Consider the following 19,201-nt stretch of genomic DNA (forward strand, 5'->3'; position numbering starts at 1 on the left):
TGGGCACCGGTTGGCGGTGCGGGGCTGGCCCAGGAGTGCGTTCCGGTCAGGGGCGCACGGGGGCAGCAGCCTGGGCGACGGTTCGCGGCCGTCAGGGAGGTCTGACGCAGGAGGGCTCCGAGAGGCTCACTGAGGGCTCCAGGAGGCCGAGGACGGCGGTGCCGTCTCCTGGTGCGAGCGCCGGGCATGCGCGCCGCGACGCGCGCACAGTCTTCGAGGCCTGGCGCCCTAGAGACACTGGCAGCAGGAGAGGGACATCACGCACATGACGGTGAGCGTCATCGTGGGGTCCTCCTCTCCCGGGTACGGCCTGGGCAGGTTGCCGCAGGCCTGTCTTAGTAGGTCCGGTGGGCTGACCAGCAGGCTGGCCCACCAGGCGTGCCAGCACGCAGGTGCCCTGGTGCCGTGGTTGGAGGAAGGCTAACCCGTCAGCCACCGGTGGCGTCAATCGGTACGGTGCTGTTGTGGGTGCTGTCAGGGATGTTTTCGCGGTGGGCGTGACGCGCGTGTCCGCCTCGTGGCACTTGTCCTGACCTTCCTGGCGTCTTCCCAGCGTTCTTTCCCGTCATTCCGTTCATTCCGTTCTTGTGTCCCTTTCCTGCGCTCCTGCGCCTCTTTCCCTGCTGATTCCCTGCTGACTTTCCCGCAGCCCTTGTGTCAGGTGCGGCCAGGGGGCTCCGGCACCTCGACCAGGCGGGTGCCTGCCGGGTGAAGCCGGGCCTGCCCGGAGCTGAGGGAGGCCAGCAGCGGACGCAGGGCGGCGGCCTGGGCGTCAGGGGTGGACACCGTGAGGACCACCTGGGTGGCCTCCCACGTCGTCTCCTCCACGGTGACGTCGGCAGCGGTGGCGCAGCCGCGCAGCCCCGCCTCCAGGTGGCCCGCCTGGGCCGGGGGCACGGTGAGCGTCCACAGGTGGCGGATGACCAGGCGGACCCGGGTGGCGGCAGACAGGGCCTGGGCGGCGGCCTCGGAGTAGGCGCGCACCAGGCCGCCGGTGCCCAGCAGGGTCCCGCCGAAGTACCTGGTCACCACGACCACGGTGCTCATCAGCCCGCTGGCGCGCAGCACCTCCAGCATGGGGCCGCCTGCGGTACCGGAGGGCTCCCCGTCGTCGCTGGAGCGCTCCACGGGCTGGGCGCCGTCAACGGCCACGATGAAGGCCGAGCAGTGGTGCCGGGCGTCGGGGTAGGTGGAGCGGGCCCGGGCGATGAAGGCCCGGGCGGCGTTCTCGGTATCAGCCCGCGCAGCCTGGGCCAGGAACCGGGAGCGGCGGACCTCCAGCTCGGTGACGGGCTGCTCGGCGCGGGCCAGGGTGAGGTAGCCGACGGGGGAGAGGCCGTCATGAGGCGGCAGGTGCTCCGGGCTCCGGGAGGAGGCGGAGGGCGGCAAGGTCGTTGACAGCGAGGCTGAGGGCGACGTCGGGGACATTGAGGATAGTGAGGATGTCGAGGACGTCGAGGGTGCTGTGGCCGCAGCCCGCCGGGACGCGTGACGGGTGCGGCGGGTGCTGCGGCTCATGGCCCCATGATGCGGCATGAGCGGGGCACTGGAGCCTGCAGGCGTGCGGGGCGGTGCGAGCACGTGGGGTACCAGTGTCCGGGAGCCGGGGCGTGCCTGCGCTGAGAGTGTCTTTGATCCTGCACTCAGTAATCTATTGGGAAGTTATGCCGATTTTCCCATAAAGAACGGGGTACGGGCGGAACAGGTGTTTTTGCCTGTCATAGCAGTGGATGCGTGCCATCTCCGACGTCGGCACATTTCTGGACGTGATGCCACTGACGTGGCTACTATGCCAGGTAGGTGCTGTCATGGTCGGTACCTGTGGTGGCGGGTCGGAGACGCCTCGGCAGCAAGGATCGGCTGCAAGGAGGCGTGCCGGGGTTCCGTCAAGTCCGCCATCGCTACCAGGGGCCTGCGGGAACGGGGTGACGACTTCTCCGTAGGGGCCGGGTGCGGCCGGTGCCAGCCTGGTCCACAGGTGTCTCCTCCAGGCGCACGACAAGCCGGACGACAGCACAGACCAGAGAGGGCACAGGCCCACGCAGACAGGCCCAGAGAAGGAGAACACAGTGACTACGGCAGTCACGGAGAATCAGGTCCAGGTCCAGGTCGTCCCTGACGGGGCGCCTATCGACGAGCTCGCTATCGCTACCACTGACAGGTGCCAGGCCAGGTGCGCCCACTGCCTGATGAAGTCCGGTCCGGAAAGGACCGAGGAGCTCTCCCTTGAGGAGATGGAGTCGTTTGTCAGCTACCTGCACGAGCAGCATGGTCTCCAGCTGGTCGTGTTCACCGGCGGGGAGTCCACCTTGCTCGGCGACACGCTGCTTGAGGCCATCGCCTGCTGCAGCGAGAGGGGAATCGGCACCAGGCTCGTGACGAACGCTATCTGGGCGCAGGACTATGACGCCGCCAGGGACTACCTGGTCACACTTCGCGAGTGCGGCCTCAACGAGCTGAACATCTCCACTGACGACTTCCACCTGGCGTGGATTCCGATTGACAACGTGCTGCGCGCGTGGAGCGCCGCCAAGGGCCTGGGGTTCACCTCGGTGCTGGTTGCGGTGTGCAGCGGTCCGCGCAGCAGGCTGACGCCTGACGGTCTGCGCGACCTCCTGGGCGAGGACGTGCCGGACGTGTACGACGAGCAGATGAACCGAACAATGCCGCAGCCCCAGGCCGACGGGACTGCCTACGCCATCTCGAACACGAAGGTCTCGCGCCTGGGCCGGGGCCGGGGCCTGCGCAGAGACTACCTGTCGGATCCCAGCGCCCGGGAGCCCGGCCACCTTGCCGGAGGGTGCGCCACCATGCTGAAGCCCGTGACCATGATGGGCGACGGCAGCGTCGGGGTGTGCTGCGGTGTGAACATTGAGGGAAACGAGATTCTCTCGCTGCGTGGTGCGGTTCCGGCCGAGGACGGTAGCGGTGGTCGACAGTACCACCTGACCACCGGGCCCCAGCAGGCCCTGGTGCTCGACGCCATCAGGCACCTGGGGCCTTCCTACCTGTACTCCCTGGCCACTGGAGCCACGCAGGAGCAGATCGAGGCCGAGTACTCCTCGATATGCGAGGTGTGCGAGACGCTGACCACCGACCGGCGCATGCTTGCGGAGATATACCGCCATCAGGACAAGATCCGTCTGGACGTGGAGGTGGCCAGGCTGGCGCACAGGATTGTTGAGCGGTCATGACTGCTGTGCGCTACTTCCACCCAGACAGGATCGGCAACGGTGCGGGGCGCCTGCTGTACCGGGCACTGACTGACAGCGGCTACATCGACGTCCTCTCCTCGTTGCTGCACCGGGACCAGCCCCAACGGGCACTGAGGGACCTGCTCACCGACCTGCCGGAGGAGCTGCAGGCCGCCTGCACTCTTCTTCAGCTCGGCGGGTCCGTGCCGGCCGGGGCGCTGCCTGGAAGGCTGTCGTCGGCGCTGGCGGGGCTGGAGCCTGCGGGGCTGGTCAGCACCGAGCACGGCATGCTCCGCCTGCGCGGGCTGTGCCTGTCGGTGCAGGACGGCCTGCTGTACTTCTCCGACCTGCCCGCCCGCCGCCAGAACCTGTACTACGGAACTGACTCCCTTGCCCTGGCCTCCCGGCTGCAGGTCTACCCCGGCCCTGACCGGAGGGTCCTGGACGTGTGTGCGGGTCCGGGGATCCAGGGACTACTGTCCTCCAGATCTGGTGCGTCAGTCACTTTCGTGGAGGCTAATCCGCTGGCACTGAGCCTGTGCCGGTGCAACGTGAGGCTCAACGGGTTGCAAGGGCAGGCGGAGTTCGTGGGACGCCCGGTGGAGGAGCTGCACGGTGACGGGAGGTACGACTATGTCTTTGCCAACCCTCCCTTGATCCCCGTGCCCGGGCCGGTGGACTACCCCTTTGTGGGCGACGGCGGGCCGGACGGGCTGGCGGTGACCAGGAAGATTCTCGCCACCGCTGTGCCGCTGCTTGCCGAGGGCGGACGGCTCACCACCATCGGGATGTCCTCCGGCAGCGGGCAGCACTCCGCGGTGGAGGGCCTGGTCCACCAGGCCTCGCAGGAGTGGGAGGGCCTCTCCTTGTGCCTGGTCCTTCTTGGGCAGATCGACCTGGGGGAAGGCTCGGCGTGGTTGCACAGCATGCGGGACTCCGTTGCCCTGTACGGAGGGCCGGACATGCCCGCTGAGGAGCTGCTGGAGCTCTACCGGGAGCACTGCGGCACCGCCGTCTACACCTACGCGCTGTCAGTCGTGAACAGCGGGGCGTCATCCACGACCATCATCGGGCCGGTTGACTCGACGTCGGGGCAGACGCGCTGGTGGGTCTAGACGGGTCCTCCGGCAGGACGGCAGGCAGGTGCTTCACCCAGCGCCAGGCACGCGCCCACCACGCCTCCTCGCCCTGCAAGGAGGCGCCAGCGGCACGGAAAGGACGGCGGGCGGGTCCGCCCGCTGGCCGCCTGCGTGCTTGCCCGGGGAGCTGAGGGGGCTGCTACAGGTCGTCGAGGTACTGGGGCCGGGCCTTCATGGCGTGGATGACCAGCTCGTAGCCGTCGTCGTAGACGAGGGTGACGAGCTCCAGGAGGCGACCAGCCGGGTCGACAGCGATCATGAGCCAGCGGCGCGGGTCGTCCTCGTCGTCAAGAGGGCGTGAGCTCAGCACGTGGGCGGCCGCGTAGCGGACAGCGTCGTCATCGAGCCGGTCACGGCGGTAGTGCCTGCGCGCTGAGGAGCGCAGGTCAGGCACTGCCCACCCACTGGCGCACGGCGGCCCGGACCGCGTCCGAGCGCGTGGCCAGGCCCTCGGCCTCGGCCCTGGCCGTCAGGGCCGCGAGGGTGGCCTCGTCGAGACGGACCGGCACGACCGTTCCGGGGCCTTGTCCCACCGGTGGGCGGCCACGGCGCGGCCTGGGCAGCCTCGACAGGTCGTACCCGGCCTCGGCCTCGTCGGCCCAGGCCTGGATCTGCTCGTCGCTCACGGTCCTGCCGCGCAGAAGGTGCTCACCCACACCAGTAGTGTATACGAAACCCTGGTGGGGGTGAGCCGCTGCCCGTCACGACCGGCCCTCCTCCCAGGCGGCCGCCGTCACGCCCACCCGGTGGGTCCCCCTCACCCCCGTGCTGGGGCCACGGCAGAACGCCTGGGCCACGACGATACCGGAGTGGTCGTCACTGAGCAGGCCCGCCCGGACCAGACCGTCCAGGAGCGCCTTGGTGACCGGGTAGGCGTTGGGCGGGTCCGCCCTGGATGGCCCCCGGGGGCAGAAGGTGACCACAAAGTCACCACACACGCAGGGAGTCACAACAGGCGGCCAGGCGCACCCGCGTAGTCCCAGCGAGAAAGGGTCGCCGCCCGGCTGGCGGCGACCCTGGTGGTCGGGCTGGCGGGACTTGAACCCACGACCCCTGCTCCCAAAGCAGGTGCGCTACCAAACTGCGCCACAGCCCGGGGTGAGCCGCCTGGTGCCGCAGTGTGCGCGGCGCCAGGCGGCTTCTCAGAGCGGGTGACGGGAATCGAACCCGCGCCATCTGCTTGGAAGGCAGAGGCTCTACCATTGAGCTACACCCGCAAGTGACGGGGCGCTGCCCCGCATGCCTCCTCAGTACTCGATGAGGCCGGTCCTGTAGGCCTTGGCCAGGCGGGACGGCACCGTGATGTCCCGTCCGTTGACCCGGATCGTCTGCAGCCGAGGAAGCTTGGCCTTCCACTGCGAGCGACGGTTGCGGGTGTTGCTACGGGACATCCTCCGCTTCGGCACTGCCATGAGCCCGCTCCTCTCCTGCTAGGGGATCGTCGATCCACTGACATCGGGACAGTCGGACACTATAACGGCTCCTGCGGAGGCAGTTCCACCCCGTGGCGGGCTCCAGACGTGTGACGTCCCTCCCGTCCGGGGCTGCCTCTGCTGCCGGGAGGTCGGCTCTGGCTGACGTACCCCTGTCAGGGTGCTCTCGGCCCAGGGGCCCTCTATGGAACTTCCAGGCATCATGTCAGGCCGTTCTGTGGTAATGCGTTTTCGCAGGTCACGAGGCCAACTGTGTGCCGAGGGGGATTGGCGTGGCTGTCGATGGCTTGTTGACCCCTTGCCAACGTCTTGGTGATGAGGTATATTATTGCGTGTGAGGCCTTGGTGAGGCTCCCGTTGGGCGTGGTGACGGTTGTCTGTGCCTGGGCCACCACGTCATCAGTGCCGCTGGCGTGGTGGCCAAGGTGGTGCCTGGAGCCCTTCCTTGGCTGGGGCTGGTGGTCTCGGCGAGTGCGCGGTAGGTCCGTGCACCTATCCTTGAAAGGAGAGAGTCGTGGGTGGTCTTGTGCGTGGTGAACTCCTTGGGGCGGGGTTGCTTGTTGCTGCATTCATCCCAGTTCTTCTGTGGATGTTTGTGGTGTGCAGGAGAGGCACTCTCCCGCGTAGTGGGATTGTTGGTATACGGACGTGGAACGTCCTCAAGTCGGAAAGAACCTGGACGGAGATACACAGGCGTTATGCAGTGATATTCCTGGTGGACGGACTGTTGCTCGGCGTAGCCGCGCTTCTATTTTTCCTTGGTGGCATGTCTTTTATTGAGCCTGAGGTAGTTGGAGGTCAGCTCGTCTGGGTAGCGGTGCTAATAATTGTTGTCACAATTGTGTCTGCCATCTCTGCTGAGATACACGCATGGATTTTGAACCGTCAGGCTCAGCCTACGGGGGATGATGCGCGGGTTAAGTAGTGCTCTATGTGTTCTAGGAGAGGATCTACAGGAACTGATCGGGGTCAGATCCACGTGCAAGAGTACGTGAAGGAGAAAGGAGTGGGTAATCATGAGCCAGGAAAACAGGGTGCAGACAGACATGACGGACGGCTCTGAGGCGTCGTTTGAATTGCTGGTGCGTCTTCGGGAGGTGCTGGCGGAGTCCGCAGACGATCGGGAGGTCTTCGAGGAGGACCCACAGGCGTTCCTGTTCTCCTGCGGAACAGCACTTCTCCCCAGGGCGTCGCGTACCGAGATGGAACAACTGGGAGAAGTGCTGGAGTCCACCCCTCGGGGGATGCGCTACGTAGTGCTCGACAGCGTGGTGGACGACAGCGTCCCACGGGTCGCAGCCGACCCCAACAACCCTGACCCTCAAATTTTGGTAGCTCCGGTTGTGATAGTGAATTTGGCAGCTAACGCCAACGCTGTAGTCAACGTCAACGCGTGGGGTGCTGGCGCAGACGCCCCGGTTCTCGCGGATCGGAGTAGCCAGTACTCGGTAGTTGCGGACCGGTCGTTCTTCTCCAGCGCTGCGGCTCGCGACCTGGGTGAGGCGGGCTTGAGCGAGAACCGGGTGCGTGCACTGGTGCGCAGCGCCACCCGTCGGCAGGAGATCTCACCGGCCGCTGACGGCAGCGTGGTACTGACCTACCCCTACCACGGCCGCACTCTTGAGCTGGTCGGCAGGGTCGAGGGTCCCGTTCTGCACGTCACGGACGGCAGCCTCACCACCCAGGACACCCACGCGACCGCGCACGCGTAGGTGTTTCTTGCCCGCCCGCCCTGCGCCGGGAGTATCGCCTGATGGCGCGGCTGGGGCATGGGGTCACCTCAGAAGAGAGAAGACTGGACTGTGGGGCCACGCAGCCCTGCGGGGACCATCAAGGTCACGCTGTAGCCACCCGAGGGCGGCAGCCGGGCCGGTGGTCAGCTGAAGCGGGGGACCTTGGGTGGGGATCACCGGCGATCCTGCCCAAGGCCTTCCCGTGAGCACGAGGGTTGGGAGGGGCTTTGTTCCCGATGTGTCCCGGGAACTCACAGTGACGATCACGCGAGGCCTCATGCGGCCGTGGTAGTCTTTTAAATGATTTGATACCAATTGGCTCCGTCCGCGATCTTTCCTCCGCCTGCACAGAGGCTGGTGAGCCGGGACCACTGGGAGCACGGTGTTATGGCAAAGCATGTTGCGACGAGAGGCCGCTACCCTCCCCTCGCTCTGGCTCGCGTGCGGCGGGACCGCTCCACCAGCCTGCTAAGGCTGCGGTACATAGTTCCGCTGACGCTGCTCGTTATCGCCAACGTGCTGACAGTCATTATCCCCGGAACAACGGCGGGAACGCTCGCGGTGTTTGCCAGCGGGGAGGTGTACAGCGACTACCTGCTGGCCCTGGTCGCCGTGACCCTGGGCCAGCTGCTCTTCTCCTCGCTAGGCGGGTACATGCTGGCGAGATCAGCCCAGAACACGCTCCTGGAGATCCGCTCCTCCAGGCTCAGCCCCTACCTGTGGGCGTGCTTCAAGGAGGATGACCGTGAGACGCGCGCCGCCGACGGTGCCGCCCGCCTCGTCAACGACGCAGCCTCGGGAGTGGACTCGGGCCTGCTGTGCGCCACGCTGTTCTCCCGGTTCGTCATCGTCGGCAGTGTCAGCGCCTACGGCCTCATGAGGCTGAACATGTGGATTCTGCTGGTCGCGGTGACGGTGGCGCTGCTGTCCGCCGCGACCACGGGGTCCACCAGCCCAGCCTTGGCCACCTCGATCCGGCAGGTGCAGGAGGGGCAGGCGGACCTGATATCCCGCTACCGCGACGTGCTCTCCAAGTCGCCCTCAGTCGTCCTGGGCGACCGGGGGGACAGGGCAGTGGTCCTGGTACGTGACCGCGCGGAGGCGCTCAGGCGGATCGCGCTGCGGTACTCGATGATCACCTACCTCATCGGGCCCGCCACCTCCTTCTGGACCCTGACCGGGCAGCTGGCCGTCCTCCTGATCGGAGGCCGCTCGGTCCAGCAGGCAGAGATGAGTTTTGCCGAGTTCGTGGCCCTGTCGATGTACTACACCCTGCTGACACCCACCATCACCGCTCTGCCAGACTTCTGGTCCAAGCTGCTCGTGTTCCGGTCGGCACGAAGACGGGTGACAGAGTTTACGACCACTCCCGCCATAAGGCACAGACCTGCCACGAGCACGAGGACTGAGCCAGTCCGTCGGCTGGACCTGTATGCCCAGGGCAGACGGATCTGTTCGCTGGGCAAGGGAGACGTGCTTGTCGTCGAGGGGCGCTCTGGTGCCGGAAAGTCCTACTTCCTGAAGTCCGTCATCGGAACCCTGGAGACTGACGGGGCCAGCATCGTGCTTGACGGGCGCCACGCCAGGTCCTTCCTGTCGGCGCGGCGGCTGGGGGCCGTGTACTACGTGCCACAGGAGGCCCCCGTCGTCTTTGCCAGCCTCGACGACGAGCTGGGAGCTTCCCCTGACCTGCCAGCCGGGGAGAACAGCGGCCTTGCCAGGACCCTGCTCAGCATGACCGGCCTCAGCTACCGCCTCCTGCCTCCCTACGAGGGAGACATAGGATTTGGCGGCTCCGAGCTCTCCGGGGGCGAGAGGCAGCGCCTGTCGTGGGTGAGGGCGGCTTGCTCCCGCAGGCCCGTGGTTATCCTTGATGAGCCCACGGCACACGTCGACTCTGAGTACGCACACGTCTTTGCCGACATCCTCAGGTCCTACCTGTCCGACAAGATCGTTGTCATCGCCACGCACGATGAGATGGTCAAGTCGATGGCCCAGGTCAGGTACCAGGTGGTTCCTGCTCCCTCCGCCAATGTAAGCGCCACTGCGCACCCCCAGGGGTAAGGAAACAGGGGTAAGGAACCGCCTATGAGGCTGGGCGGCTGTGTGGATGTACGGCAAGGTCTCAGCGGCAGGTTGCCCCCTCCTCCGGAAGAGTGCCGACAAGCAGGTAGGCGTCAACGGCTGCCTCCACGCACTGACCGGCTCGTCCGTAGGCAGTGTGCCCGTGACGACCCACGTCAGCAGCCGACCGGAGTCGAGCTGCTCAGCCAGGGAGACGGACCACTCGTAAGGAGTAATGGGATCGCCCGTCGTGCCCACCACAAGGACTGGTGCAGCACCCTGGGCGTGCACCGGTGCGGGCGCACGCGTCCCGCCGTGTCCCCAGGCGGCGCACCCGGCCTCTGACCAGGCCAGGCTCTCGCCAAAGGTCGGTGATACCGCTTGCAGCTCGTGGTACTGCTGCGTCCACTCCTGTGCGGAGCCTGAGACGGGATAGTCCTGGCAGGTGACGGCGTTGTAGGCGCCAGCCAGCTCCTGGTTGCCAGACGTCAGCTGGTCGTGGAGCAGTGCGAAGGTGGAGCCGTCAGCCTCTGACACGGCCTGCGCCAGCGCGGTGGTAAGCACTGCCCAGTACTCAGGTGCGTACAGCATCCGCTTGATGACCAGGACAAGCTCGGTCCCGTAAACCTGACGCTGCGGGTCGGAGGTTGCCAGAGGTGACTGCGAGGCTGAGGAGAGCAGGTCCCGGACCTGCTGCACCCCTGCCTGGGCTCCTCCCGTCAGCGGGCATCCGTCTGCTGACAGGCAGTACTCCACGTAGCTTCCCAGCGCCCTCTCAAACGCGTACGCCTGGTCAAGGCGGGTCGCTGGCAGGGACAGGCTGGGGTCCATGGCGCTGTCCAGGACGAACCGGCCCACCCTGGAGGGGAAGAGATCAACGTAGGTGGTGCCCAGGAAGGTCCCATAGGAGTAGCCCAGGTAGTTCAGCACCTGGTACCCCGCTGCCGCGCGCAGCACGTCAAGGTCGCGCGCCGCCGACTCAGTGTCCACGTGATCGAGCAGGGCCACGGGATCGGTACCGGCCTCGCACCGCCGCCTCAGGTCCGTGTATCGGCGGGACACCTCGGCACGTTGCTGGTCCGCATCAGGGTCAGCGGCTGCCCCCACGGGCACGTCGGCCCTGTCGTCCGCGACCTCAGCACCGACAAGCGGGTCGATGCTGGGCGGGAGCTCCCTGCCGTCGTCGAGGCTCCACGTGGCGTTCTCAGCCAGGTCGGCGCCCGAGGCGTCACCGTCGCTGGCGGGGCACGTGATCGCCGTGGACGCCCCGACTCCACGCGGGTCGAACCCGATGACGTCGTAGGAGTGCTGCACCTCGGTGGACACGTAGTGGTCGAGCGACTCGACCAGGGCCACTCCTGAGCCGCCAGGGCCACCCGGGTTCACGAACAGTGCTCCCAGAGGACTGCCGCCCGTGTGCGCGCGCTTTTTGAGGGCAATGTCGATCACTGTACCCCCAGGATCGTCGTAGTCCAGAGGAACCTGTACCACGGCGCAGGTGAACGCTGTTGCTGCCTGTGTGCCAGCCAGTCCGTCGGTCGGCGAGCAGGGGTACCACTCCACCTCCTGGCTGTAGAACCTCTGAAGCTCCCCACCCGCCCCGTCGGCGGGCAGGGGAGCCCGGTGCGGCTGTGCGGCTGAGTGCGCGCGGGCACCTCCCGGGGTGCCGCGACGCTGTGCGGCTCTACGAGGGCGACTGAGCCGATAGTCAGGGCTAGGCACAGCAGCGGGGTAAGCCAGGCAGGCACCCGCAACGCTGCGGCTGTTGCAGCACTGCGCTCATGGCGTTGGGCGAAGGCAGCAGTGTGGGCTCTTGCACGTGCCCCAATAGTCAACGTGTCCATTGTCCGTCCTACGGCGGCAGGAGGCCTGACCGACACCTATGTCGATCATAATGTAAAAATATATGATGCGTTCCGTGCTGTCAACGCACATGCTGCGTCACTGCGCGAGACCACCAGGCGCCCGGCTGTGTCCAGCGTCATGGACCCGGGCCAGGGCGGATAGCCCCGTCGTGGCGGGCGTGCCCTAAGATGGCACGGATTGACGCCATGTCGTGTCCGCCGGATCGCCGGTACCGCTGAACGTACACACCTATTGGGAGCAGCCCTCGTGAAGACCACTGTCGACAACCTTGACCCCAGTCGCATCAAGCTGACCGTGGAGGTCCCCTACGAGGAGCTTCAGCCTAGCCTTGAGGCTGCCTACAAGGAGATCGGCTCCCAGGTCCAGGTGCCGGGGTTCCGCCCGGGCCACGTCCCCAACCGCATCATCGACCAGCGCGTGGGCCGGGCGGCCGTCATCCAGGAGGCCGTCAACAATGCCCTGCCGGACCTCTACCAGGACGCGCTGAAGACCTCTGAGCGGGTGCCGATGGTCCAGCCCGAGGTCGAGGTCGCCGAGCTGCCCAACGTCTCTGGTGCCAACGGCGGCCAGCTCGTCTTCACCGCTGAGGTCACGGTCCGCCCCGAGATCACCATCCCCGACCTGGACTCACTGGAGCTGACCGTGGACGCGGTCGAGGTCAGCGAGGAGGACGTCACCGAGGAGCTTGACAGCCTGCGTGCCCGGTTCGGCTCCCTGAAGTCCGTGAGCCGCAAGGCCAAGACCGGCGACTTTGTCACCATCGACCTCACGGCGGTCATCGACGGTGAGGAGGTGGACTCCGTCTCCGGCGTCTCCTACGAGATCGGCAAGGGCAACATGCTCAAGGGGCTGGACACCGCGCTGCGTGGCCTCAAGACCGGTGAGTCCACCACCTTCACCACCACGCTGGCTGGCGGTGAGCACGAGGGCGAGGAGGCTGACGTCACGGTCACGGCCTCCGCCGTCAAGCAGCGCGACCTCCCTGCGGCCGACGACGACTTCGCCCAGGAGGCCTCCGAGTTCGACACCATCGAGGAGCTGCGTGAGGACCTGTCCAAGCAGGTCGCCCAGCGCCGGACCAGCGAGCAGGCCGTGGCCGCCCGCGACGCCCTCCTGGAGGCCCTGCGTGAGGCCATCGACTTCGAGGTCCCGCAGGCCGTGGTTGACCAGGAGATCTCCCGCCACCTCCAGGCCGAGGGCAAGGAGGCTGATGACGACCACGCCAAGGAGATCCGCGACGACGTGGTCTCCAGCGTGCGCGACCAGATCATCCTCGACGTCCTCGTGGAGCAGGTGGAGGTCGGGGTCTCCCAGGACGAGTTGTGGGAGTTCCTTTTCCAGACCGCCCAGCAGTACGGGATGGAGCCCGCCCAGTTCATCCAGGGGGCACAGCAGGCCGGGCAGATGCCGAACTTCGTCGCGGAGATCGCCCGCAACAAGTCCCTGGCGGTGGCGCTGCGACGGGTGAGCGTCACCGACTCCGCAGGCCAGGCCGTGGACCTGACGGAGTTCATCGGCTCCGACGAGGCCGATAGCGGCGGCACGGGCAGCGAGACCAGTGACGAGACTGACGATGCTGCTGGTGACTCCGCTGGGGAGGATGAGGCCGCGCAGGCTGACGACATCGTCAGGACGGGCGGGCTTGTCTCCCAGCCTGACGCTCCTGCCGAGGGTGAGGACGTCGTCGAGGCCGAGGGCAGCCAGGACAGGGACTGAACTGACAGGACTGGTCGGGGACCGGTGCTGAGACGGTGACGCGGTGACAGGGCCGGGTCCGGCAGCGTGACACCACGCTGCTCGACGTTGCTGGACGGGGCCGGAGCCGACCACCCGTCTGCTTCCCGTGTTTTCCCGTGTTCTCGTGGTCGGGGTGCTCCCGGGAGCGCCTGGCAGGCTGCTCCCGGGATGCTCGACTCACTCCCGGGGGCTGGTCCTGTCCTCGACCATGACCAGCTGCATACGGCAGGGAGTGACCGCAGTCAGCGCGTGACGCTCGCCTGGGGCCAGGTAGATGACGTCGCCTGCGGCCATGCGTTCGGTGCGCTCGCCCACCGAGAAGTCCATCTCGCCCTCCAGGAGGGTGACCACCACAGCCCTGGGGGAGGCATGCTCGGTCAGGAGCTGCCCCGCGTCAAAGGTGAAGATGACGGTGCGCAGGGCGTCGTTGTTGACGACCACGCGCGAGGTGGTTGCCTCCTCGCTGATCGGCAGGGCCTCGTTGAGGCCCAGGCGGAACAGGGATTCAGAGACGGGTGTCGTAGGCATGGCGTCCTCTCATCGCTCGTGGCTCGTGGCTCGTCGTAATTGCCGGGTTGCCCGGTTGCCGGGCGCCTTGTGCGTTCGCGTGCGGGTACCTGCGTGCCGCACTCGGCGTGGCAGCCATGATATGAGTCGGCACGTCTGGGCTGTCCGCCTGGTCAACCTGCGCCGTGGGCGAAAAGCGTGGCAGCCCGGGCATGCTGGTTCTGGGGCGCGGGTTAGCGTTGGCGTGACCGACACTGAGAGGACTGACGTGAGCGAGCTCTACACGCCCGCCGCCCCCCGGGCGGCTGACGGCAACGTCGCGGGTCTCGGCCTGACCGACTCCATCTACAACCGCCTCCTCAAGGAGCGCATCGTCTGGCTCGGCTCCGAGGTGCGTGACGACAACGCCAACGCCATCTGCGCGCAGATGCTGCTGCTGGCTGCTGAGGACCCCAAGCGGGACATCTACCTCTACATCAACAGCCCCGGCGGGTCGGTGACCGCCGGGATGGCCATCTACGACACCATGCAGTACGTCCAGCCTGACGTGGTGACGGTGGCGACGGGCCTGGCCGCCTCCATGGGGCAGTTCCTGCTCTCGGCTGGCGCCAAGGGCAAGCGCTACCTCACCCCGCACGCCCGGGTGCTCATGCACCAGCCCTCCGGCGGTGCGGGAGGCTCTGCCACGGACATCCGTATCAACGCCGACCTCATCATCAAGATGAAGCACGAGCTGGCGGAGATCACCGCTGCCAACACCGGTCACAGCGTGGAGCAGGTCATCGCCGACTCCGACCGTGACCACTGGTTCTCCGCGCAGGAGGCCCTGGAGTACGGCTTCGTCGACCACATCGTGCGCTCAAGCCGGGAGATCGGCCAGCAGAACGGGGAGGACTGACCCATGACCACCCGTCCCTACTTTGAGGCCGCGGCCCGCCAGCTCGCCCAGGCGGCCACCATGCCCCAGTCCCGCTACGTCCTGCCCCAGTTCGAGGAGCGCACCGCCTACGGCTTCAAGCGCCAGGACCCCTACGCCAAGCTCTTCGAGGACCGGATCGTCTTCATGGGCGTCCAGGTCGACGATGCCAGCGCCGACGACATCATGGCCCAGCTGCTGGTCCTGGAGTCCCAGGACCCTGACGGCCTCATCACCATGTACATCAACAGCCCCGGTGGCTCCTTCACCGCGCTCACGGCGATCTACGACACCATGCAGTACATCAAGCCCCAGGTGCAGACGGTATGCCTGGGCCAGGCGGCCTCGGCGGCCGCAGTACTGCTGGCGGCGGGGAGCCCGGGCAAGAGGCTGGCCCTGCCCAACGCCCGGGTGCTTATCCACCAGCCTGCCATGGAGGGCATGCACGGCCAGGCCAGTGACATCGAGATTGTCGCCAACGAGATCGACCGTATGCGGACCTGGCTGGAGGACACCCTGTCCGCCCACACCGGTCGTGACCGCGAGGAGGTCCACAAGGACCTGGAGCGCGACACGATCCTCACCGCTGAGGCGGCCAGGCAGTACGGCATCGTCGACCAGGTGCTGAGCTCGCGCAAGGCGCCGTCGTCGCCGCACTCCTCCTGATCCTGTGCCCGGCTGACCCTGGTGCGCGGGGCGGGCCTGGAGGGGGATGACTCCCACCCAGGCCCGCCCCGTTCTTAGCCCTGATAGGCCCGGCGCAACTGGGCCACAGACCAGCGGTGGCGGCCAGCATGTGGGCGATTTCGGCTGTGGGTAGCCACAAGGTGAGGAACGTGGCATATTGCTTCTCAGACACGCCGTCGGGTCCCGGAAGCCTCCCGGGAGGGACCACCGTAGGCTGGCAGCGTGTCCCACCCCGCGCGGATTTGGTCGCAGTGAGTTTGGAGGAGATCCCCGGTGGCACGAAACGCTGAGAGTGTCGACCTGCTCAAGTGCTCCTTCTGCGGGAAGAGCCAGAAGCAGGTCAAGAAGCTCATCGCAGGTCCCGGAGTCTATATCTGCGACGAGTGCATCGAGCTGTGCAACGAGATCGTGGACGAGGAGCTGGGTGACTCCGGCGCGGGAGTGCCGCTGGAGCTGCCCAAGCCGCAGGAGATCTTCGACTTCCTCAACGAGTACGTGATCGGCCAGGAGGCCGCCAAGCGCGCCATGAGCGTGGCTGTCTACAACCACTACAAGCGGGTCCAGGTGCGTGAGCGCGCCGTGGCCGAGGGCGACGGCCTGGAGCTGGGCAAGTCCAACATCCTCCTGCTGGGTCCCACCGGGACCGGAAAGACGCACCTGGCCAGGACTCTGGCCCGACTGCTGGACGTCCCCTTCGCCATCGTGGACGCTACCGCCCTGACAGAGGCCGGGTACGTGGGCGAGGATGTGGAGAACATCCTGCTCAAGCTCATCCAGGCGGCTGACGGTGACGTCAAGCGGGCTGAGAAGGGCATTATCTACATTGACGAGATCGACAAGATCGGTCGGAAGGCGGAGAATCCCTCCATCACCCGTGACGTCTCCGGCGAGGGTGTCCAGCAGGCGCTGCTCAAGATCATTGAGGGGACGACCGCCTCGGTGCCCCCCGGCGGCGGGCGTAAGCATCCCCACCAGGAGTTCCTGGAGATCGACACCACCAATATCCTGTTCATCGCCGCTGGTGCCTTCGCCGGCATCGAGGACATTGTGCGGCAGCGCCAGCGCAAGGAGTCCGGGGCGCAGGTCGTGGGCTTTGGCGCCCAGCTGTCCGCTGTGGGTCGGGAGGACGTCCTCAACTCGCCTGTGCGCCCCGAGGACCTCCACACCTTCGGCCTCATCCCCGAGTTCATCGGTCGCCTCCCGGTGATCGCCACGGTCCAGAACCTGGGTGTCCCCGAGCTGGTGCGGGTCATGACCGAGCCCAAGAACGCACTGGTGGCGCAGTACAAGTACCTGTTCAGCCTCGACGGCGTGGAGCTGGAGCTGACCCGCGAGGCCGTGGAGGCTGTGGCCACCCTGGCCCTGAAGCGCCAGACCGGTGCCCGGGGGCTGACCTCTATCGTGGAGGAGGTCCTGGGCCAGGCCATGTTTGAGGTCCCCTCCATGCCGGAGGTCGGCCGCGTGGTCGTTGACGCTGACGCCGTGACAGGAGGCGGCAGGCCCAGGTACGAGGTCGGCGCGGGCACACTGAGCTCGACGTCAAAGGCAGGAGAGAGGACCCGCAGCGCATGAACGCTAACCAGGACAACGGCAGCCAGGCACAGGACAGGCAGGCTCACGGCTGGGACGTCCTGCCGGACGTGGAGGGCAGTCAGGCCACCATGATCAAGGACGTGCCTCCCGAGCTGGCCCGCTACCGGATGACAATCGACAACCTGGACGCTGCCCTGGTGCACCTGCTGGCCGAGCGCTTCCGCTGCACCCAGCAGGTGGGGCGGCTCAAGGCGGAGCTGGATCTTCCGCCCGCCGACACCGCCAGGGAGGCCCGGCAGCTGGAGCGGCTGAGGTCCCTGGCTGCCGACTCCGGCCTGGACCCGGCCTTCGCCGAGAAGTTCTACGCCTTCATCCTCGCCGAGGTGATCCAGCACCACCAGGAGATTCGGTCCGGAGGAGGAGCCTGGGGGGCATCCTGAGGAGCTCACCCGGTGGGACTCGTCGGGGACGGCGCCAGCCGGGCTCGTGCGGAGGCTGCGGAGGCCATGATGTCATAGGTATGACGTCTCATAGGCATGACGTCATACGGACTTATGCAGACAGGGGGCGGGCGTAGAGCTCGTCAATCTCTGAGGCAAACCGCCGGTGGGCCTCCTCCCGGCGTACCTTGAGCGAAGGCGTGAGCAGGCCGTTGGCCACTGTGAAGTCCGTGGGCAGGACGCTGAAGGTACGGATGGACTCCGCCCGGGACACCGCCTGGTTAGCCCGGGTCACGGCCCTCTCCAAGGCGGAGCGGACCCTGATGTCCCGGGCGGCCTGCGCCACGTCCATCTCCTCCAGGCCGTGGTTGTGCAGCCACTGCGGCAGCATCTCCGCGTCCAGACAGATGAGAGCCCCGATGCAGGGGCGGTTGTCACCCACGACCAGGACCTGGCTGACCAGGGGGTGGCCTCGCAGGCGGTCCTCCAGGAGGCTGGGGGCGACGTTCTTGCCTCCAGCGGTGACGATGATCTCCTTCTTGCGGCCGGTGATCCTCAGGAAGCCTCCCTCCTCGATAGAGCCGAGGTCACCGGTGGCTAGCCATCCGTCCCGGGTCAAGGCCGCTGCGGTCGCCTGAGGGTCGTCGTGGTAGCCGCGAAACGTACCGATCCCTCTGACCAGGATCTCTGCGTCCTCGGCCAGGCGCACCGAGCAGCCGGGCAGCGGGATTCCCACCGTACCGATGCGGGTGGTACCGGGTAGGTTGACTGTGCAGGGACCCATGGTCTCGGTCAGGCCGTAACCCTCCAGCACGTTGACGCCTGCACCCCGGTAGAAGTGGCCTAGCCTCTCGCCTAGGGGACCCCCTCCGGAGACCACGTAGCGGACCCGGCCGCCCAGCACCGAGCGCAGCCGGGCGAAGACAAGACGGTTAAAGGCCGTGTGCTGGGCGCGCAGTGTCGGCGAGGGTCCCTTGGCGGTGTCCAGGGCACGTGAGTAGGCGATCGCGGTCTTGGCAGCCAGGCGGAAAACCTTCTGCCTGGTGCCGACGGCCCGGGCGTCCGCGGCGTTGTAGATCTTCTCAAACACCCGGGGAACGGCCAGGACAGCAGTAGGCTGGAAGGACTCCAGGTCGGGGACCAGGTTCCTCACGTCGGGTGCATGCCCCAGAACGCCAGCCTGAGAGCACACCACCGCGATCTCCAGGAAGCGTCCCAGGACGTGGGCCAGCGGAAGGAAGAGCAGGATCCGTACATCGGGGCCGCCCAGAACCTCCGGGACGTGTGCGCAGGCGTTGACGCACAGGTGGACGAGGTTGCCGTGGGTGAGCTCGGCACCCTTGGGTCTGCCCGTGGTGCCGGAGGTGTAGACGACCGTAGCCAGCGTGTCAGAGGTCAGGGCGGCGCTGCGCCGGTCGAGCTCGGCGGCCTCCACGCTGCGTCCTGCGGCCACCAGGGAGGGGAGGGCCTCCCGCTCAGTGCACAGGACCGTCAGGTGCGCCAGGTGGGGCTGCGAGGCCTTGATCGAGTCGACCATCACCTCCATGGCCCGGTTCTCCACCAGGAGCAGGCGGACGTCGGAGTCGGTCAGGATCCACTGGACCTGCTCGGCCGAGGAGGTCTCATAGACCGGGACAACAACCAGCCCGCCTCCCAGGCCGCGAAGTCCATGAGGGTCCACTCGTAGGAGGTACGTGCCATGATGCCCACGGCGTCACCGGGCTGCAGTCCCGCCGCGACCAGGCCCGCGGCCACCTCCCTCACGTGGGTACGGAAGGCTGCGGCGCTCATGTCCTGCCAGCCGCGCCCGAGGGCGGTCTTGCGGGACACCAGCGCCCCTCGGGGCTTCGGCTGACCCGCTCGGCCAGGGCCCAGGGGCAGGTCATCCCGGGGTGGGCGGCGACCAGGGGCTCGGTGCTGAGCTCACGCACGGGACCGCCGGGAAGGCGGAC

The 19,201-nt window shown here is 67.1% G+C and carries 17 protein-coding genes, 2 tRNA genes and 2 pseudogenes; 11 read left to right on the forward strand and 10 right to left on the reverse strand.

Annotation, left to right across the window (positions count from 1 at the left end; translation table 11 throughout):
* Positions 1-657 precede the first annotated feature (657 nt).
* Positions 658-1,518, reverse strand: coding sequence for an IMPACT family protein (locus D5R93_RS04395; protein WP_341466845.1), 861 nt, complete (start codon positions 1,516-1,518; stop codon positions 658-660).
* A 551-nt stretch (positions 1,519-2,069) separates the two neighbouring features.
* On the opposite strand from D5R93_RS04395, the gene D5R93_RS04400 reads away from it, so the two are divergent.
* Together D5R93_RS04400 and D5R93_RS04405 are read left to right on the forward strand one after the other, a co-directional pair.
* Positions 2,070-3,194, forward strand: a complete 1,125-nt coding sequence (locus D5R93_RS04400; RefSeq protein ID WP_120204014.1) for a radical SAM protein — start codon at positions 2,070-2,072, stop codon at positions 3,192-3,194.
* The gene (locus D5R93_RS04405) at positions 3,191-4,309 is read left to right on the forward strand and encodes a methyltransferase (RefSeq protein WP_120204017.1); all 1,119 of its coding nucleotides are present in this window, start codon (positions 3,191-3,193) and stop codon (positions 4,307-4,309) included. Before D5R93_RS04400 ends, D5R93_RS04405 begins: the two co-directional genes overlap by 4 nt.
* Before the next feature lie 163 nt (positions 4,310-4,472).
* Here the strand turns inward: D5R93_RS04405 and D5R93_RS13945 are convergent, their stop codons facing one another.
* The 6 genes from D5R93_RS13945 to rpmF form a co-directional block, all read right to left on the reverse strand.
* Positions 4,473-4,727 (reverse strand): toxin, encoded by a 255-nt coding sequence (locus tag D5R93_RS13945; protein WP_120204020.1) that lies wholly within the window; start codon positions 4,725-4,727, stop codon positions 4,473-4,475.
* Positions 4,720-4,989, reverse strand: a complete 270-nt coding sequence (locus D5R93_RS04415; RefSeq protein WP_120204022.1) for a ribbon-helix-helix protein, CopG family — start codon at positions 4,987-4,989, stop codon at positions 4,720-4,722. Before D5R93_RS04415 ends, D5R93_RS13945 begins: the two co-directional genes overlap by 8 nt.
* 45 nt (positions 4,990-5,034) lie before the next feature.
* Positions 5,035-5,271 (reverse strand): hypothetical protein, encoded by a 237-nt coding sequence (locus D5R93_RS04420; RefSeq protein WP_162933830.1) that lies wholly within the window; start codon positions 5,269-5,271, stop codon positions 5,035-5,037.
* A gap of 82 nt (positions 5,272-5,353) precedes the next feature.
* Positions 5,354-5,429, reverse strand: a tRNA-Pro gene (locus tag D5R93_RS04425).
* A gap of 50 nt (positions 5,430-5,479) precedes the next feature.
* A tRNA-Gly gene (locus tag D5R93_RS04430) sits at positions 5,480-5,550 on the reverse strand.
* A 30-nt stretch (positions 5,551-5,580) separates the two neighbouring features.
* On the reverse strand, positions 5,581-5,745 hold the full coding sequence (gene rpmF, locus D5R93_RS04435) for a 50S ribosomal protein L32 (protein WP_119835768.1): 165 nt from the start codon (positions 5,743-5,745) through the stop codon (positions 5,581-5,583).
* Positions 5,746-6,280: 535 nt separating this feature from the next.
* Here rpmF and D5R93_RS04440 point away from each other — a divergent pair.
* The 3 genes from D5R93_RS04440 to D5R93_RS04450 all read left to right on the forward strand — a co-directional run bounded on the left by D5R93_RS04440 (position 6,281) and on the right by D5R93_RS04450 (position 9,563).
* A complete protein-coding gene (locus tag D5R93_RS04440; protein ID WP_120204026.1) occupies positions 6,281-6,691 on the forward strand; it encodes an SdpI family protein in 411 nt (136 codons plus the stop codon).
* A gap of 91 nt (positions 6,692-6,782) precedes the next feature.
* On the forward strand, positions 6,783-7,478 hold the full coding sequence (locus D5R93_RS04445) for a hypothetical protein (protein WP_120204028.1): 696 nt from the start codon (positions 6,783-6,785) through the stop codon (positions 7,476-7,478).
* Between the two features lie 408 nt (positions 7,479-7,886).
* A complete protein-coding gene (locus tag D5R93_RS04450) occupies positions 7,887-9,563 on the forward strand; it encodes an ATP-binding cassette domain-containing protein (protein ID WP_120204030.1) in 1,677 nt (558 codons plus the stop codon).
* A gap of 61 nt (positions 9,564-9,624) precedes the next feature.
* Here D5R93_RS04450 and D5R93_RS04455 read toward each other — a convergent pair.
* Positions 9,625-11,285 (reverse strand): annotated as a pseudogene (locus tag D5R93_RS04455) (alpha/beta hydrolase).
* Positions 11,286-11,399: 114 nt separating this feature from the next.
* On the opposite strand from D5R93_RS04455, the gene D5R93_RS13160 reads away from it, so the two are divergent.
* The gene (locus D5R93_RS13160) at positions 11,400-11,570 is read left to right on the forward strand and encodes a hypothetical protein (RefSeq protein ID WP_162933831.1); all 171 of its coding nucleotides are present in this window, start codon (positions 11,400-11,402) and stop codon (positions 11,568-11,570) included.
* A gap of 105 nt (positions 11,571-11,675) precedes the next feature.
* A complete protein-coding gene (gene tig, locus D5R93_RS04460; RefSeq protein WP_120204032.1) occupies positions 11,676-13,145 on the forward strand; it encodes a trigger factor in 1,470 nt (489 codons plus the stop codon).
* Between the two features lie 198 nt (positions 13,146-13,343).
* Here the strand turns inward: tig and D5R93_RS04465 are convergent, their stop codons facing one another.
* Positions 13,344-13,694 (reverse strand): cupin domain-containing protein, encoded by a 351-nt coding sequence (locus D5R93_RS04465; protein ID WP_119835764.1) that lies wholly within the window; start codon positions 13,692-13,694, stop codon positions 13,344-13,346.
* 247 nt (positions 13,695-13,941) lie between these two features.
* Here D5R93_RS04465 and D5R93_RS04470 point away from each other — a divergent pair, with 247 nt between their 5' ends.
* From D5R93_RS04470 to D5R93_RS04485, 4 genes are all read left to right on the forward strand, one after another.
* Positions 13,942-14,571: an ATP-dependent Clp protease proteolytic subunit gene (locus D5R93_RS04470; protein WP_119835763.1), complete on the forward strand. Its 630-nt coding sequence runs from the start codon at positions 13,942-13,944 to the stop codon at positions 14,569-14,571.
* A 3-nt stretch (positions 14,572-14,574) separates the two neighbouring features.
* Entirely contained in the window at positions 14,575-15,255 is a 681-nt protein-coding gene (locus D5R93_RS04475; protein WP_119835762.1) for an ATP-dependent Clp protease proteolytic subunit, read from the forward strand.
* A gap of 294 nt (positions 15,256-15,549) precedes the next feature.
* Positions 15,550-16,848 carry an ATP-dependent Clp protease ATP-binding subunit ClpX gene (gene clpX / locus D5R93_RS04480; protein WP_120204035.1) on the forward strand — a complete coding sequence of 433 codons (1,299 nt, stop codon included), beginning with the start codon at positions 15,550-15,552 and terminating at the stop codon, positions 16,846-16,848.
* Between the two features lie 89 nt (positions 16,849-16,937).
* On the forward strand, positions 16,938-17,249 hold the full coding sequence (locus tag D5R93_RS04485) for a chorismate mutase (RefSeq protein ID WP_119835929.1): 312 nt from the start codon (positions 16,938-16,940) through the stop codon (positions 17,247-17,249).
* Between the two features lie 112 nt (positions 17,250-17,361).
* Here the strand turns inward: D5R93_RS04485 and D5R93_RS04490 are convergent.
* Positions 17,362-19,180 (reverse strand): annotated as a pseudogene (locus tag D5R93_RS04490) (AMP-dependent synthetase/ligase).
* Between the last annotated feature and the right edge of the window lie 21 nt (positions 19,181-19,201).

The sequence above is a fragment of the Actinomyces lilanjuaniae genome, assembly GCF_003606385.1.
Lineage (GTDB): Bacteria > Actinomycetota > Actinomycetes > Actinomycetales > Actinomycetaceae > Actinomyces > Actinomyces lilanjuaniae.

What these genes read in the sequence shown, in the direction of transcription:
- D5R93_RS04405 (WP_120204017.1), top strand. Translation starts at nt 3,191, where the DNA reads ATGACTGCTGTGCGCTACTTCCACCCAGACAGGATCGGCAACGGTGCG.
- D5R93_RS04485 (WP_119835929.1), top strand. Translation starts at nt 16,938, where the DNA reads ATGATCAAGGACGTGCCTCCCGAGCTGGCCCGCTACCGGATGACAATC.
- D5R93_RS04445 (WP_120204028.1), top strand. Translation starts at nt 6,783, where the DNA reads ATGAGCCAGGAAAACAGGGTGCAGACAGACATGACGGACGGCTCTGAG.
- rpmF (WP_119835768.1), bottom strand. Translation starts at nt 5,745, where the DNA reads ATGGCAGTGCCGAAGCGGAGGATGTCCCGTAGCAACACCCGCAACCGT.
- D5R93_RS04475 (WP_119835762.1), top strand. Translation starts at nt 14,575, where the DNA reads ATGACCACCCGTCCCTACTTTGAGGCCGCGGCCCGCCAGCTCGCCCAG.
- D5R93_RS04395 (WP_341466845.1), bottom strand. Translation starts at nt 1,518, where the DNA reads ATGAGCCGCAGCACCCGCCGCACCCGTCACGCGTCCCGGCGGGCTGCG.
- D5R93_RS04450 (WP_120204030.1), top strand. Translation starts at nt 7,887, where the DNA reads ATGGCAAAGCATGTTGCGACGAGAGGCCGCTACCCTCCCCTCGCTCTG.
- D5R93_RS04465 (WP_119835764.1), bottom strand. Translation starts at nt 13,694, where the DNA reads ATGCCTACGACACCCGTCTCTGAATCCCTGTTCCGCCTGGGCCTCAAC.